Here is a 15,844-nt window from a genome sequence, read left to right as displayed (position 1 = left end):
AAACTTTTCTAATATACTGAATTTCAGTATAGTGCACAACTTATTTGTTAATTTAACTGCCATAAACTATAACTTCCTCAAACCGCACAACGGGTTTTATTTATTTTGTTTTCCCTTAAATTGCGTATTGGATTGGTTTTGTCATTGGCTCCGTGATGGAAACCAAAAAGGCAAAAGTCTCCCGATAGAGGAAGATAGATTTCTGTATCTGGGGAAATTAGCCATTCGAAATTTTCTTTTTTATCAAGCACTACAGGATTATCGGTTGTCATCCAAGCAATATCGGTCGGTTTTTCAAGGACCAAAAAACTAAAATTTCTCAATACTTCTACTAAATGTGCAGTAATGCTTCCAAGTATGGTATTAAGTTGCAAATCCACAGGTAAAAGATTTAACGTTGTCTGCAAAACTTCTTTGTTTTCACTGAACATGCTGATTTCTTCGATAAACCTATTGCATGCCTGTTCGTTTCTAAGTATCATCTGGATAAAGTCGGTGAATGGGATCGAACGTGCCAATAGGCTTGCAATGAAGTGGCATAATACCTCGATGTTCTTTGAGGTAAGCTGCTTCTGGTTTTGCAGATTTGAAATAATAACGGGATAGAAATTCTCGATCTTGCCGCATTGAATCTCGAAATTTCGTCTGAATTCCATATCGCCAAAAGGGGCATCAAAAATGTTAAAGTCTGCCGTAAATTCACTGATAGATAAATTTTCAGTAGATGGATGACCCACTCGGTAAACGGATACTTTCCAGTCGTCATTGTGGTTATATCCAAACTGTTTAAGGTATGTCTGGGAAACTCTATGCTGATTTTGATTTTTGGGATGCATTTAAGTTTGAATTAGAAATTTAGCTCCTTTGCGAGCTGAATAAACTTAATCGCATATTTTTCAGCAATTTCCCTACTACTCTCGACAATTACAGCTTCTCTATTCACAATTGTTTTGACATCAAAATAATTTTTAATCATTGCTTAATTTGCAGTGGTTTATAATTACCTTAAGTTTAATTATCTTGGTGAGTCTGCATGGCATGAATGGTTATCCCCACTAATTTTTCTTATTTAGTCAAAAATATACAGTAAAATTTAGAACCTAATATTTTCATCTTTATCAAATGTTGAATAATGGAAATGCAAAATAGCTGTTGAATTTACTATTAAAATGGGAATCTCTTTTGGTGGCGTATTTCGTATTGCTGTTTTCTTCGATATAATTCTCGATTTTTCCGTAGAGCGAGAGATAAAAATGCTGTAATGCGTTGATCACCGTTCCTTCCATGTTTTCATAGAAATACGAGCTGTATCCATAGGTATCAGATCCGTTGTCGACATAATCCTGTTGGAGATGATAGGATTGGTTGATGCCCGTTATTTCGTCTGGGAGCCATTGGTAAGTGTCGTGGTCATAAGTATACTCGCCATGTATCTTTCTGTATGAGGTAAAATAGCTCTCTATCTTGCTTATTGATTCGGAGTTATAAATAAAAAGGAGGTGCGGCTTGTAAAATTTTTGCTTTTGTCTTTTGAAACTGTCCAAAATAGAATGGAAAATCTGCTTGGTTATAGTGGTTTTTACCTCTATAACTACAATAACAGATTCAATTGGCACAACGACAATATCGTTTATTCTGTAAAAAGGGGCATATTTAGTTGAATCATAGATGATGATGTCGCATTGGTTGGAAGTCTCCCCGTTTTGGTTTCTGATAAAGCCTTGTTGTACACTGACGTATTTGGGCAGATGCTGTCTGAGGAATTGCCTCAGTATTTCTTCTGTTAGCACGCCGATTGTTGGATTATGATTTTTGATAAATTCCTTGACCTGGTTCAGTTGGAGCATCAGTCCCTGACTCAGGATTTCAAAATTGTTTTCCACTGTATTTTTTTCCCCAAGGTAAGAAAAATAGTTGGCAGATAATCCAAGCTTCAGGTGTTTTGGTGAGTATGAGTGAATGTTCGTTAGTCTAACATCTTGCAACTTTACAATCGGCTATCGACCACTTCTTTTTTGAAGCATATCTACCAAAAAATCTATTCTTTTTTCAAAAGCAAAATTTTGCAGATAGCACTTCAGCCGTCGCAATCCAGAACCGTTCGTAAAAATTTCCACGAACCTTGTATGCTAAAAATATTAGTATTAGTTTTGATGTCCCAATTCGGCAGCAATGGAGATGGAAAAGGAAAACAAACGTGAAACGGTGAACCGGTTAAAGCAGGATCTGCTACGGTGGCAGGGTGTAACACTGCCTGAAGTCAATACGACGGAACGAGTTGGCCTCGGGCCGGTCGAGGAAGCATTCCCGAATGCCGTGTTCCCCACTTTTGGAGTCCACGAATTTATCAGCATGTCCCGAGAGGATAGCGCGGCTACCAGCGGGTTTATTGGTGGTTTAGTGTCTCGGCTCACCGTGGGAGATGGCGTTTGCCTCTGGATCAGTACGTCCCAGCTACTGTTCCCACCTTCGATCCGAGCGTTCGGCGTTGTGCCTGACCGCGTCGTCTTTGTAGACATCGCAAAGGAGCGGGACGTTCTATGGGCTACCGAAGAGGCACTTAAATGCACCGGCCTGACAACCGTCGTAGCCGAATTGCAGGAAATGGATTTCGTTCAATCCCGTAGGTTACAACTGGCCGTAGAGAAAAGCCAGGTGACGGGATTGATTCTACGCTGCAACCCCCGCGTGATTGGATCGACGGCCTGCGTCGCACGCTGGCGCATCCGTCCACTGCCGAGCTTGTTGGATGATGGCCTGCCCGGTGTCGGCTTTCCAAGATGGGAGACGGAATTGCTGAAAGTACGCAACGGCAATCCGGGTTGTTGGCAACTGGAATGGTCGCAGGGACGTTTCGTCCCGGTTTTACCGGCCAAACAGTCAAGGGAGTGGTCTACTCAATTAAAGAGAATAAGTTAACCCGATATGGAAAAGCGTTTCGCATCGATCTGGTTTCCCTACCTTACCACAGATCGGCACACGATCCGGCAACCCGAATTGCGTAATACGCCGTTTGTGCTGTCAACACCCGTGCATGGCCGAATGGTCATTATGGAAGCAAATGCGGCGGCCGAAGTGCAGGGCGTCTCCCGCGGAATGGTCGTGGCCGATGCCAAGGCCTGTTTGCCGGATTTGAAGGTCGCCGATGCAAGTGTTGAGCTCGCCGAAAGACTGTTGAAGGTGTTGGGCCTGTGGTGTATCCGTTATACACCTGTCGTTGCCGTGGACCCACCTGACGGGCTCATCCTCGACATTAGTGGTTGTCCTCATCTGTGGAGAAGTGAAGAGCTTTACCTAAAAGAAATTGTGAACAAATTACGGAAGCGGGGATTCCATGCGCGCATGGCCATCGCCGGGACAATTGGTGCGGCCTGGGCGGTTGCCCGTTTCGGTAACCATCCTATTGAGGATAGCGGTCGGGAAACCGACGCGTTACTATCCCTGCCAGCCGCAGCACTGCGGCTGGAGCCGGTGATAGTAGATCGGTTGTACAAACTCGGCCTGCGCACCGTGGGCAGTTTCATACACATGCCGCCATCCGTATTGCGCCGGCGCTTTGGCGAAGACTTACCGTTGCGTTTACGCCAAGCCCTGGGTCGGGATGATGAACCCATCCTGCCGCTACGGCCAGTACCTCCCTATGTCGAACGGCTGCCGTGCCTCGAACCCGTCCGCACGGCTACGAGCATCGAGATCGCCATCGACAAGTTGCTGGAAGCGCTTTGCAAGCGGCTCTCCGGTGAGGGCAAAGGACTGCGGATTGCTACGCTGAAATGCCACCGCGTGGATGGTAAAACTGTGCAGGTGGGTATTACGACCAGTCGGGCTACGGCCAGCGTACCCCACCTCGCGAAGCTGTTCGCCCTGAAAGTGCCCCACATCGAACCAGCGTTGGGCATTGAGCTGTTCGTGCTGGAAGCAAGTAAAGTAGAGGATTCCGATCCCGTACAGGAAGCCCTATGGGGTGGCGTGCCCGGTTTGGAAGATACGGCGCTTTCTGAACTGATCGACCGGCTGAAGGGCCGCACGGGTATCAGGGCTATCTATCGCTACCTGCCCGACGAGCATCACTGGCCGGAACGATCGTTCAAGGAAGCCTCTTCGATTACCGAAAAACCTTCCACGCTTTGGAAGAGCGACCGGCCGCGGCCCACGCGGCTGCTGGCTTCACCCGAACCGATTGAAGTTACAGCACCCATACCGGACTATCCGCCCATGTTATTCCGGCATAAGGGGGAAACCCATACGATAAAAAAAGCCGACGGACCGGAGCGCATCGAACGTGAATGGTGGATGGACATAGGCGAACACCGGGATTATTACTACGTGGAGGACGACAAAGGTCGCCGGTATTGGCTGTACCGGTCCGGCCATTATGGCGACGACCGGCCGCAGCGCTGGTTCCTGCACGGATTTTTCGCTTAACGTAGGTTCAACAGGATATGGCATACGTGGAATTACAGGTCACGACAAATTTTAGCTTCCTACGTGGGGCGTCTCATCCAGAGGAAATGATGGAGCAGGCCGCAGCGTTGGGCTATGAAGCCATCGCCATCACGGATCGAAACAGCTTTGCCGGTATCGTGCGGGCTCATATGGCGGCAAAGAAGCACAACATCCGGTTCATACCGGCCTGCCGACTCGATCTGCTCGATGGCCCCAGCCTGCTCGCGTATCCCACTAATCGCGATGCCTACGGCCGGCTGTCCACGTTGCTCACCGTGGGTAATATCCGCGCCGAAAAGGGCGAGTGCCGCCTGAACAGGGCCGATGTGTATGAACATGCCGAAGGCATGACATTCGTCGCCGTACCACCAGATAAGTTGACAGATACCTTTGAGCTGGATAGGGACTATGTCCGCCACATCACCGAATACCGCGAGGCCCTGGGCAGCCACCTGTGTCTGGGTGCCGTACGGACATATTCGGGCGATGATGCCAAGAAGCTGTTCCGTATTCACCAGTTATGCCAACAGCTGGATATCCCTATGGTGGCACTCAACGACGTGCATTACCACATACCCCATCGCCGCGAATTACAGGATGTGCTGACCTGCATCCGTGAAAAATGCACCATCCAGACCGCTGGCTACCGCCTGCATCCGAATGCCGAACGTTATCTCAAGCAACCTGACGAAATGGACCGGCTGTTCCGGCAGTATCCCGAGGCCATCCGCAATGCTACGGCCATTGCTGAAGCCTGTATTTTTTCTCTCGACGAGTTGGAATACGTATACCCAACGGAACTTGTCCCCGATGACCGCACCCCACAGGAAGAACTGACCCGTCTTACTTGGGAAGGTGCAAAGGATCGATTTGGAGAGAACATCCCCGAGAAAGTCCGGAAAACCATCAACATGGAATTGGCATTCATCGAAAAGAAAAACTATGCATCATATTTCCTGACGGTCCATGACTATGTGCGGTTCGCTCGGGAACGCGACATCCTGTGCCAGGGGCGTGGATCGGCGGCCAACTCAACGGTCTGCTATTGTTTGGGAATTACTTCGGTCAATCCAGCCAAGTTCAGGCTGCTATTTGCACGATTCATGTCCGATGCAAGGGACGAACCGCCCGATATCGACGTGGACTTCGAGCACGAGCGCCGGGAGGAAGTCATCCAATATATCTACGAAAAATATGGCCGTCACCGTGCCGCCATTGTGGCCACGGTTACGCAGGTGCGTTCCAAAGGCGCCGTGCGCGACGTGGGCAAGGCCATGGGGCTGTCGCTCGATGCCGTAGGCCGACTGGCGGGTACCGTCAGCAGCCATTGGGATGATTACATTGACGAACAATTGCTGATTCAGCAGGGGTTCAACGCCGACGACCCCCACTTACGGAAGGTGCTGGAGCTGACTCACCAGTACATGGGCTTCCCCCGACAGCTCGGGCAGCACACCGGCGGCTTTGTCATCACACAGGGCAACCTGCACGAGCTTTGCCCGATCATCAATGCCCGGATGGAAGATCGCACCAATCTGGAATGGAATAAGGACGACCTTGAAGCGCTCGGCTTTTTGAAAGTGGACGTATTGGGCCTGGGCATGTTGACGTGCATCCGCAAGGGGTTCGACCTGGCCAAACAGCATTACGGCCAGTTTTGGACATTGGCAAACATTCCCGAGGATGACCCGAAGGTCTATGACATGATCTGTCAGGCCGATACGCTCGGCGTATTCCAGATCGAAAGCCGCGCCCAGATGTCCATGCTGCCACGCCTACGTCCTCGCGAATTCTACGATTTGGTCATCGAGGTGGCTATTGTCCGACCGGGGCCTATCCAGGGCGACATGGTACATCCTTATCTGCGGCGGCGCAACGGCGAGGAACCCGAGGACTACCCCTCCGAGGAAATCCGGGACATTTTGAAGAAGACCTTAGGCGTGCCTTTGTTTCAGGAGCAGGCGATGGAAATCGCCATCGTGGCCGCGGAATTCACAGACGCGGAGGCCGACGCGCTCCGCCGGAGCATGGCCACATTCAAGGCCAAGGGGCAAGTGTCCGCCTTCCACAAAAAGATGGTAGACGGGATGGTGAAGAAAGGATATACGGAAGAATTTGCCAATCGGGTGTTCAAGCAACTCGAAGGATTTGGGAGTTACGGCTTCCCTGAAAGCCATGCTGCTTCCTTCGCCTTGTTGGTCTATATCTCCTCGTGGCTGAAATGTTATTACCCCGATATATTCGCCGTGGCCTTGCTCAACAGCCAGCCTATGGGCTTTTATCAGCCCGCCCAGATTGTCATTGATGCCCGTAAGCACGGCGTAGAGGTGCGGTCCGTGGACGTGAACTGTTCGCAGTGGGACCATACGCTGGAAGGCATATTTGGGATGAAACACCATGCGCTCCGGCTCGGATTCCGGCAGATCAAAGGGTTGCGTGAGGACGACATGGATGTGTTGGTCAGCGGGCGCCCTGGAGCGGGATACACTACGGTTACTGCACTGGTCGATGCCGGTGTGCCGTTGGCGGCTATGGAGCGGCTGGCCGACGCCGACGCTTTCCGTTCCATGGGGTTGGACCGCCGACAAGCACTCTGGGAAGTATCGGCTCTGGCCGATAGACCCGTTGCCCTTTTCGAGGGCCAGCCGTCCGAATGCACTAAAGAGGGCCAAATAGAATTACCGCTGATGACTCCTGGTGAACATGTTGTACAGGACTATGCCAGCACAGCGCTGTCCATCAAGGCACATCCCGTTAGCTTTTTGCGCGAAAAGCTGGATTTACTGCACGTCACGCCCACGGGGTCGCTGGCAACTATGAAAGATGGCATGTTCGTCAAAGTGTGCGGCATGGTCACCGTTCGGCAACGGCCCGGCACAGCCAAGGGCGTACTGTTCGTCACTATCGAGGACGAAACCGGTTTTGCCAACCTGGTAGTCTGGGGCATGATGTTCGAGAAGTACCGTCGCGAAATTCTGCAATCCCGGCTATTATTGGTTACCGGCAAATTGCAGATCGAAAGAGAGGTCATCCACGTTATCGTACAGCAGTGTACCAACTTGAATGGTTGGTTGCGGGGTCTGGCCGCTCCCGAAGCGGATGACGCGGCGGTGGTATTTCATAAGGGGCGGAATTTTCAATGATAAATTTCGTATTTGTTACGGTTTCGCACGCTATATACATATTGCTTTTGACAAGGAAAATGGGTTGTTTATCATTTTCTGGTTACAGGGAAAAAACGGTACCTTGAGTCATGTTTAATTGATACAAAGACTACACTGTTATGGAGCGATCAACAAAACAATATTTAAAAGATTTTCGGGACGACATTAGGAACGATGTGAACTTCGATTTATTGATGGAGTTTTTTGTCGTCTTTTCACGATTTGAATTCACACTAAAGATAGCCGGATATTTACAGGATAACGTGAAAAATGAAGCGCGTCCAGATTGGTTGAAATATGGATTAAAGAAAAAAGAGACCTTCGATGATTACATAGATAGTTTGGAAACGGGCAACGAATTAAAGATGGCAATAGAGTATATTCTTATTAACCCTCCGAAAAAGCAATTTGTAGGTGATGGTAATATGTTGATATTTGCGTTAGTGCCCGATGAAAATCCTTCCAATACTCAAAAGCTCTGTACCTATATCACGAGAATAAGGAACAATCTTTTTCACGGTGCTAAGTTTCTTAAATCGTATGGTGACAGCTCGCGGGATTGGAAACTCATCCACTGTGCTTTATTAGTTTTGTCCTGTTGGATTGACGACGATCAAAATTTCAGAAGTTGGTTTTTTGAGGGGTAGCTTATTCAGCTTAGAGAATCAACTGTTGTTGACAAAAGCAATAAATATAACACTATTCACTCAAGCAAAGAGATTTGGAGCGAGGGAGAATAAACTTTTATTACCCTCTAAATTCAAGGCATATAAAGGAGGAAACAAATAGATTTACCATGGAAATACTGCGATATTATTTACCTGCGATACGTAAAATAGTAAATCAGTTAAAAGAGTTGGAAAAAGATCCAATGGGCTGCAGTACGACTTGCCTCCTTATTCAAGAAAAATTGATAGTCAACCTAACCAATATTGAATATAGGATACGAAAAGCAAAAAAAGAAGCGTCTGATATTAAAAAGATATTGACAGACAAGGGTTTGCAGAATTCCAAAGAAAAATCTAAACAACTCAAGGCACGTTCAAAAATTTTGCTCAAAAGAATAGATGAGTACCAAAATATTAGAATACTGTTTAAATCAATAGGTGATGGCATTGCTTTCTTATACATTAACCGCTTCGATCTCAAAGCGCAAAACTTTAAGCAAAGCACCGGATTTATAAGTAACAAAAAAGGCAATCGCTTGGAAAGGAAATGTTTCAGACATGCTTTTAAGGCCGGTGGCATCGCTATTATGAACGATTTAACTAACGTACTTAAATACTTTGACCTAATGATAATAACCGGTCTAGACGATTGGTTTCCCATCGAAGTCAAGTCTGGATCATCTAAAAATAAAGTTCAGGCCGATAAAGGAAGAACTTTGATGAAATACCTATTAGCCGATGAGCCAGCAGACGTCTACGAACGAGGAATGCCAATGATTCGACAGTCCTTAGTCTCCAATGTTCAAGATCATATAGAAAAGGTTAACGACTTGTTTAAAGAGGCTAGGAAAAAGGGATTTGCACTTCAAAAAATAGAAACAGGCTTAACGATACTCGCTACTTTCGAAGACGAAATTGATGATTTTGAGAGTTTGCTAAATAGTCTCCACCTTGTTGAGCCGATTCTATTTTGTCAAAATAATTATGCAGTTACACAATTTGGCTATTATCCATACTGCCTTTCGATTAAGGCAACAGAAGATTATTTGGACTTTTTAAGCGGAAAGCTTCAAATATTTCACTTTTTTGACCGGGCGTGTTTACAGCCAGTGGCAAAGAAATACGGCTACAATTATGAATTTTTAGGGCAAGAGGAAATGTATGTTAACTTTACCCACAAGGATGTTGATGTCAAATTTGCTATTAGTTGGCATTCTTTTTCACGTATTTTCTTTGAATATATTTCTCCATCATGGTTAATTAATGATCATTTTTTGCAAATCAAAGAAATGACTAAATCCTTAAAGGAAAATCCCGATTTATATGCTTAGCTAAAGGAGTTGTTCAGTCAGAAATTTAAAATCTGGAACATCTTTTACATTTTCGAAGTCTTCAGTAAAGCTTGCTGCCGACCAATTGTTACCCTTTGTCAACCAATCATGTAAATATTTGATTGAAACTTTTTGGTTGCCCAACAGTGCATATGCGCGTGCAAGATCATAAATGACCGAATCCGGGTCAAATTCGTTAGCTTTTTTGAGGTTGGTAATTGCGCTTTCGAGTAATGCTATGCGGTCGCCATCTGATGACCTTTTGGCCAATTCCATATCTACATATCCAAGATTTGACCAAGCAGCCTTATGATTGGGATCAAGCTGCAATACCTTTTCAAGCCTGCTTTTTGCCGTCTGTATCACGGAATGCGCTATTTCTGGATTTTCTTCATTCACTGCTATGGTAAGTTCGCAATGACCGAGATTATTCATTGCCCGAACATTTGATGAGTCCAACTCTAAAGCCATCTGTAAGTGCGTTCTCGCTGTTATAAACATCAAGTTGTCCTTTTCAAGTTTTGCGAGTATGAGGTATTTATTTCCCAAACGATAATTTATATCGCTGGATGTCCCGAAGGAAGCTTCGGTTTCAATAAGAAGGCTTATCGCTCTTCTTAATAAATCTCCGCCTTTTTCAACCCTGAGTTCTGCATATTCTCCTAATGCCGTTGCCAACGCAAGATTTGATTCTACACTGGGGTCTAACGTAATAGCTTTCTCGTAATAGGAAATTGACTGTTCGAAATAGCTGCTTTTTTCTTTGGAATGTTCCGCAAGACGTTTGTATAACCAAGCAAGGTTGCGATACACATTCACGTCGTGCGGATATAAATCCAACGCTCTGTTGTAACGTCTTATGCTTTCTTCAAAATGTTTACCCCGTTGTTCGGAGTCTAATAACTCATTGCCTAATTCCAATATTAGCCTAGCGGAATTTGACCATGTTTCATAAGAAGTTGCGTTTAATGAAATAGCCTTTTCAAATAAGCCCAAAATTTCCTTCCGAATACTGTCTGTTAGCATGTTTTTATCTTGGGCTTGCCTAAGCATTGCAGTCCCCTTGTTTAGATATGGCCTATCGAATGATGGATCAGTTTGTATTGCTAATTCATAGCGCTGAATTGCGTTGCGAATCATCGAATCCCTTTTCTTTTGGGATTCTATATTGGCTTTTTGAACTGTGTTGTTCGCCCAATTATAGTAAGCTATCGATAGAGTTCGCAAAATATCAGGGTCAGCACTTGCGTGGGAACACATCTTGATAGAATATTCCATTAAGACGCGAAGGCGATGCGCTTTTTTTTCGTCTTGTCGGATAATGTAGTTAACGCTTAAATTTTTCTCAAATGATTCGGCTAATAGTTCAGTTATTAATGTTTTATCGTTAGGGTCTGCTTTTATCATTGGTAAATTGTAAATTTTATTAAATCAAGCTCCAGAAAATATCAAAAAGTCAATCGAAAATGGTCCGCTCCCTTTTACTGCAACCACTAATAGCATACACAGCAGCATGGTAAAACATTCAATACCTTTGCCTTTCTTTTTGCCCCTCCAATTCATTGCCCATTCATCCAACATATGAACGAAAAGATGCTCCACGCTTATTCCAATGTTTGGCTCCATGATATAAGATTGTGATTATTTAATTCGATAAAATTATGCTTCTATTGGCGTGGGTGCAATGACATTTATCACGAAACTTGCTTGAATTTTTACTCAATACTCTTCCATTGAATGGTGTCCTTTCTTTATGTTCTTGTGAGTGAATCGGTCGTTTTCTTTAATCAATTCTCGAGCAGAAAGCTGGCGGCAAATAACTTGGCTAATATTCAGCGTTGTACATTACAGGGCAACGCAGTGTAAAAGCAAGGCTGGATCGAGTAGGAATTGCCTCGACAATCTCGGTATGGCTTTGTATGCATGGTCGGAACACATGCTCATATTTAATTTCTTAATAACGCCTCTTGGGCTTCGTTGTCTTCCACATAAAAATCAACCACACCCCAAAAGCAACAGCAAACCCCGGCCAGGGATTTTCCATGCTCAGAGCCGCAAAAAATCCAAATGTTGCGATGATACAAGTGATAAAAAACCAGATAACAGTTTTCATAGTCAGTCAAATTTACATTTCTTATTTATAAATCGAAACGTTGCATGGGATACAACCCCATGCAACATGCCAGTATTTTTAGGCAGCAATCTTCTCGGTGCCCTTTTTAATTTGCGCTTTCTTTAATACCTTGATTTCGGTTTTTCTAAGTTGCGCGATGACTTTCCGCTGGACATCATCCACAATCTTCCAGTCCTTAGCGATATAAATATCTGTCGTGCGGTTGCCTTCATCGACGTGGTTTAGTGCAAGAGCCACGTCGTCTTTGCTTACACGGCAATCGTTGCGCGCAACAGTTGCGAAGGTATGCCTTGCCCAATAAAACGTTACGCCCGACAAATTCGTCAACCGGCATAACTGATCCATGCCCTTGCTCAATGCTTTGTTGAAACAACCGATGCTGGAATAACGACGTTTCAGATTACTGATGTATTTTTCTAATAGCGGTTTTGCTTCATCAACTACCTTGATGCTGATAAAAGCGTTGTCCTTTCTTTTTCCTTTGGTTTTAGAGCGATTGTAGTCAACTCTGCCGTTTCGTATGTCTTGTGGGTTTAGCTGATAGAGGTCTACCGCATTCATACCACATAGAAAAAAAGAAAGCATGTATAATTCCTTGGCAAGTTCCGCGCGACTTCCGGGAGTAGTAACGCAGTTACTTATTACCAATACCTCTTCAAGTGTATTGTTCCGATTCCTGGTAGAAGGTGCGGACCCGACCTTGTATTTCTTGAACGGATAGTGTTTGATTCGGAACAAGCCCATATCTTCATTATTATAGTGGTCCCTCGCCGCATTGAACAAGGTGCGTAGATCCCGCATATAGTTATGGATTGCAGCATCACTAACACCTTTTACTGTTTTTGTTACAGGTCTTCCGAATTGATTAATGCGTGTCATCGTTCGTTCAGATCTTAGATATCGTTCATACACCATGAGCATGTTGACGTGAATTTCATTTATAGAGAAAGATTCCCTATTAAAAAAGTCAATCAAGCTATTGCGTACAACTCTGTGGTTGTCTGCGCTTCTTGTTCTCCCTTCTTGCCTAAGTCGCGAAATGTGATTATCGCAAAATTTAACAAAGTCGATATCCTCATCTTTGTCTCTCAAAAAATCTCTAAGTGATTCAGCAGTGAAGTAAATAAGGCGGTCATCCAGGTCGCTGATGACTTTGCGGTACTCCCTTAATTGTTGCTCGACCTTGTCCGCAATAAAGGAATCCTTGATCTTGTAATCCTTGGTTAGTTGTTTCTTGACGACATAGTGGTTGGTGTCAATAAATTTTCTCTCGCTTTTGTGATGGACACAGATTTTTACGTTGTAGGTGTCATCGGCTTTTTTGTGGTGCTCATAAACTTTTGCGCTTACGGTTGCCATAATTTTTCAGTTAGCACGCAAAAATTTCCGTTACCTATTTGTTACGGTTTTGCGTGAAGTTCAACAAAAAACTATGTAAATCCCACCGTTTTGGGGTATCCGAAACGGCTTGAGCAGATGTCTCTAATCTGCCCTTAGAAACGCAAAAAAGCCGTTTTTCTATACGAAAAAACGACTTTTTAATGTGGTGACCCCGGAGAGGCTCGAACTCTCGACCCACTGATTAAGAGTCAGTTGCTCTACCAACTGAGCTACGGAGTCTACTGCATTGGCGGACGGTTTGTTTGAAACCGCTGCAAATATCTTTGGCGGTGAGGGAGGGATTCGAACCCTCGGTACCGTTTCCAGTACGACAGTTTAGCAAACTGTTCCTTTCGGCCACTCAGGCACCTCACCGTTTTGCGCCTGCAAACGTACTACAAAAAAACGAATTTGAAAAACTAGATCGCAAAAAAAGCAAATTTTCAAAAAGACGTTAATTGGTATGTTGGGGGGCTTCCGTGTCTGATTTCTGAATTACAGCGCTCTTCTTGTTGGCTTCGTAGTCAATGCGTACATGATAGATGCTTTTCAACATGTCTTTGAAAATTTCGCTGACCTGCGTAATATCCTTTAACGTAATGTTACTATTGATCAGTTGCTTTTGATTTAATTTGGATTCGATGATTTTATCCACTAAATCGTTGAGGCTTTGGGCGGTGGGTTCTTTTAAACTTCGCGACGCGGCTTCCACCGAATCTGCCATCATCAGCACAGCGGTCTCCCGTGAAAACGGAATAGGGCCGGGATAATGGAATATCTCTTCGTCCACAAATTTTTCGGGAAACGATTTAATGTAGGATTGGTAAAAATAGTCGACGCGGGTGGTGCCATGGTGTGTGCGTATGAAGTCGATGATTACATCTGGCAGTTGGTGTTTTCTGGCCAGCTCGACGCCTTTTGCCACGTGTGAAATAATAATCTGGGCACTCTGTTCAAAGGATAGGCCATCGTGTGGGTTATATCCTTTGGTTTGATTCTCAATAAAATACTGCGGATTTGCCATTTTTCCAATATCGTGATACAAGGCACCTGCTCTTACGAGTAGGGTATTGCCTCCAATTTTATATATTGCTGCTTCGGCAATATTGGCTACTTGCATAGAATGCTGGAAAGTTCCGGGAGCTTTGAAAGAGAGCTCTCGCAGCAATTTGGAATTGCTGTTGGTCAGCTCCATCAAGGTCACATCTGAAATGATACCGAACAGCCGTTCAAATGCATAGATAAGTGGGTAAGCCAATAACGTGAGCAATACGCTGAATATGAATGGAGCAAGATCGGACCAGTAAAGGTTATTGAAAGAACCGTCTCGCATCAATCCCATGCCAATATAAGCTACGAGATAGGTGCCTAGGATAATGGCAGATGAGATCAGAAACTGCTCCCTTTTAACCAATGTCTTGATACTATATATAGCTACCATACCTGCTGAAAATTGCAGAAATGCAAATTCGAAACTGTTGGGTACAAAAAAAGCAGCCAATAAAACCATCAAGAGATGAATGTTAAGCGCCAGCCGCGTGTCGAAAAGAATCCGTATAATAATTGGAACAATGCAGTAGGGGATGTAATAGAGGCTTGGAAGATTGATTTTGATTGCCCACGATAGTACCAACAACATGCCAGTGATGACAATCAGAATGAGGAAAATCAACCGATTGTTGTAGTAAATATCCTTGCGGAAAAGATAAATAAATACGAAAAGGAGCGAGACGACCAGCGCGACAATGAAAAACTGCCCGAGCATGACCAACGTCCGGTTGCCACCAATACGAGCCTCTTCTTCGTATGCCTTACGCAGCGATTCGATTTTCTGATACGTCTCGTTATTGACAGTAGTTCCATTTGCCACAATGAGTTCGCCCCGTTGCACCATGCCCCGGGTGGTGGAAATACTCGCCAATGCGTCTTCTTCCAGCCGCGCTGTCAGGGATTCGTTGAACAGGTAATTTACACTGATGTAGTCGCCCAGTACTTCAGCCAACCAGTCTTTTTGCTTGATGGCTGATCGCCGGGAAAGGGCCTTTTTAATAAATTCAAGGGCCGACTCGCGTGTAAACACCGTTGCCGTGTTTACCTGTTTAGCCACGTTATCTGTGAGCAAGGTGAAATTGTAATGTGTTTGCTCTCCCTGAAATTTGTTGTTCAGCGCAATCACGCCCTTTTTATAGATGTCGGTAAGCAGTTGTTTGCCTACCTGCTCATAGCTGTCCGCATTTTCCTCCAGCGTATCCAAACCGCCGGTTTGCCATTTTTCAGGCAGATCTGTTTCGAACTGAGTGAGTTGCTGTTCACTGACCTGGGTGTGGTTGTCATAGATGGGATAAACAGATTTCAGTACATTTTCGCGGTCTTTATCAAGTTCGGCTTGGGTTTTTAGCACGGCAAAATTGTAAGGGGATATCAGGTCCTCGTGCATCCATACTTTACCTTTTTCAAATTCATACCGAAATCGGGGTTGTTTGGGAAGAAATACGGTGATTAATATGATACTGGCCAATATCATCCCATATTTGGGAAGAAATGAATAGCTCCCACCGGCGTCGGTTGCCTTATATTTGATCTTTAATCTTGCCACATCGTCTATTTTATCCCAAAAGTAAAAAAAAATGCCGACTTTGTTCGAAACCGCAAAACTGCGATTCGGCAATTGTTTTTAACAGTATGATAAATCAATGTTAATAGTAACTTATCATTTGAGGC

Annotated in this window: 11 protein-coding genes and 2 tRNA genes; 5 read left to right on the top strand and 8 right to left on the bottom strand. The window is 45.0% G+C overall.

The features are described 5' to 3' along the window. Window positions 1–77: 77 nt before the first annotated feature. Entirely contained in the window at window positions 78–836 is a 759-nt protein-coding gene (locus BMZ56_RS11060; protein ID WP_090626631.1) for a DUF4238 domain-containing protein, read from the bottom strand. Window positions 837–1,118: 282 nt separating this feature from the next. Further along, complete coding sequence (locus BMZ56_RS11055) at window positions 1,119–1,883, bottom strand: DUF6602 domain-containing protein (protein WP_177195123.1); 765 nt, start codon at window positions 1,881–1,883, stop codon at window positions 1,119–1,121. Between the two features lie 289 nt (window positions 1,884–2,172). Between BMZ56_RS11055 and BMZ56_RS11050 the strand changes: the two genes are divergently transcribed. The 5 genes from BMZ56_RS11050 to BMZ56_RS11030 all read left to right on the top strand — a co-directional run bounded on the left by BMZ56_RS11050 (window position 2,173) and on the right by BMZ56_RS11030 (window position 9,609). Next, window positions 2,173–2,919 (top strand): ImuA family protein, encoded by a 747-nt coding sequence (locus BMZ56_RS11050; protein WP_245893177.1) that lies wholly within the window; start codon window positions 2,173–2,175, stop codon window positions 2,917–2,919. Between the two features lie 6 nt (window positions 2,920–2,925). Continuing rightward, window positions 2,926–4,425 (top strand): Y-family DNA polymerase, encoded by a 1,500-nt coding sequence (locus BMZ56_RS11045; protein WP_090626630.1) that lies wholly within the window; start codon window positions 2,926–2,928, stop codon window positions 4,423–4,425. Window positions 4,426–4,442: 17 nt separating this feature from the next. After that, window positions 4,443–7,589, top strand: a complete 3,147-nt coding sequence (locus tag BMZ56_RS11040) for an error-prone DNA polymerase (protein ID WP_090626629.1) — start codon at window positions 4,443–4,445, stop codon at window positions 7,587–7,589. Window positions 7,590–7,729: 140 nt separating this feature from the next. Further along, window positions 7,730–8,257 carry a hypothetical protein gene (locus BMZ56_RS11035; RefSeq protein WP_090626628.1) on the top strand — a complete coding sequence of 176 codons (528 nt, stop codon included), beginning with the start codon at window positions 7,730–7,732 and terminating at the stop codon, window positions 8,255–8,257. Window positions 8,258–8,406: 149 nt separating this feature from the next. Next, entirely contained in the window at window positions 8,407–9,609 is a 1,203-nt protein-coding gene (locus BMZ56_RS11030; RefSeq protein WP_090626627.1) for a hypothetical protein, read from the top strand. Here BMZ56_RS11030 and BMZ56_RS11025 read toward each other — a convergent pair whose 3' ends face one another. From BMZ56_RS11025 to BMZ56_RS11000, 6 genes are all read right to left on the bottom strand, one after another. Then, window positions 9,610–11,016 (bottom strand): tetratricopeptide repeat protein, encoded by a 1,407-nt coding sequence (locus BMZ56_RS11025; RefSeq protein WP_090626626.1) that lies wholly within the window; start codon window positions 11,014–11,016, stop codon window positions 9,610–9,612. A 24-nt stretch (window positions 11,017–11,040) separates the two neighbouring features. After that, window positions 11,041–11,235 carry a hypothetical protein gene (locus BMZ56_RS11020; protein ID WP_090626625.1) on the bottom strand — a complete coding sequence of 65 codons (195 nt, stop codon included), beginning with the start codon at window positions 11,233–11,235 and terminating at the stop codon, window positions 11,041–11,043. 565 nt (window positions 11,236–11,800) lie between these two features. Next, window positions 11,801–13,102, bottom strand: a complete 1,302-nt coding sequence (locus BMZ56_RS11015) for a phage integrase SAM-like domain-containing protein (RefSeq protein ID WP_090626624.1) — start codon at window positions 13,100–13,102, stop codon at window positions 11,801–11,803. 185 nt (window positions 13,103–13,287) lie between these two features. Then, window positions 13,288–13,363 (bottom strand) — tRNA-Lys (locus BMZ56_RS11010). Between the two features lie 45 nt (window positions 13,364–13,408). Further along, window positions 13,409–13,498: transfer RNA gene (locus tag BMZ56_RS11005), tRNA-Ser, on the bottom strand. Window positions 13,499–13,577: 79 nt separating this feature from the next. After that, window positions 13,578–15,719: an HD family phosphohydrolase gene (locus BMZ56_RS11000; protein WP_090626663.1), complete on the bottom strand. Its 2,142-nt coding sequence runs from the start codon at window positions 15,717–15,719 to the stop codon at window positions 13,578–13,580. Window positions 15,720–15,844: the final 125 nt, after the last annotated feature.

This window comes from Parapedobacter indicus (assembly GCF_900113765.1).
In the GTDB taxonomy this organism is placed as follows: domain Bacteria; phylum Bacteroidota; class Bacteroidia; order Sphingobacteriales; family Sphingobacteriaceae; genus Parapedobacter; species Parapedobacter indicus.
This window is presented reverse-complemented; position numbering and strand designations above follow the sequence as displayed.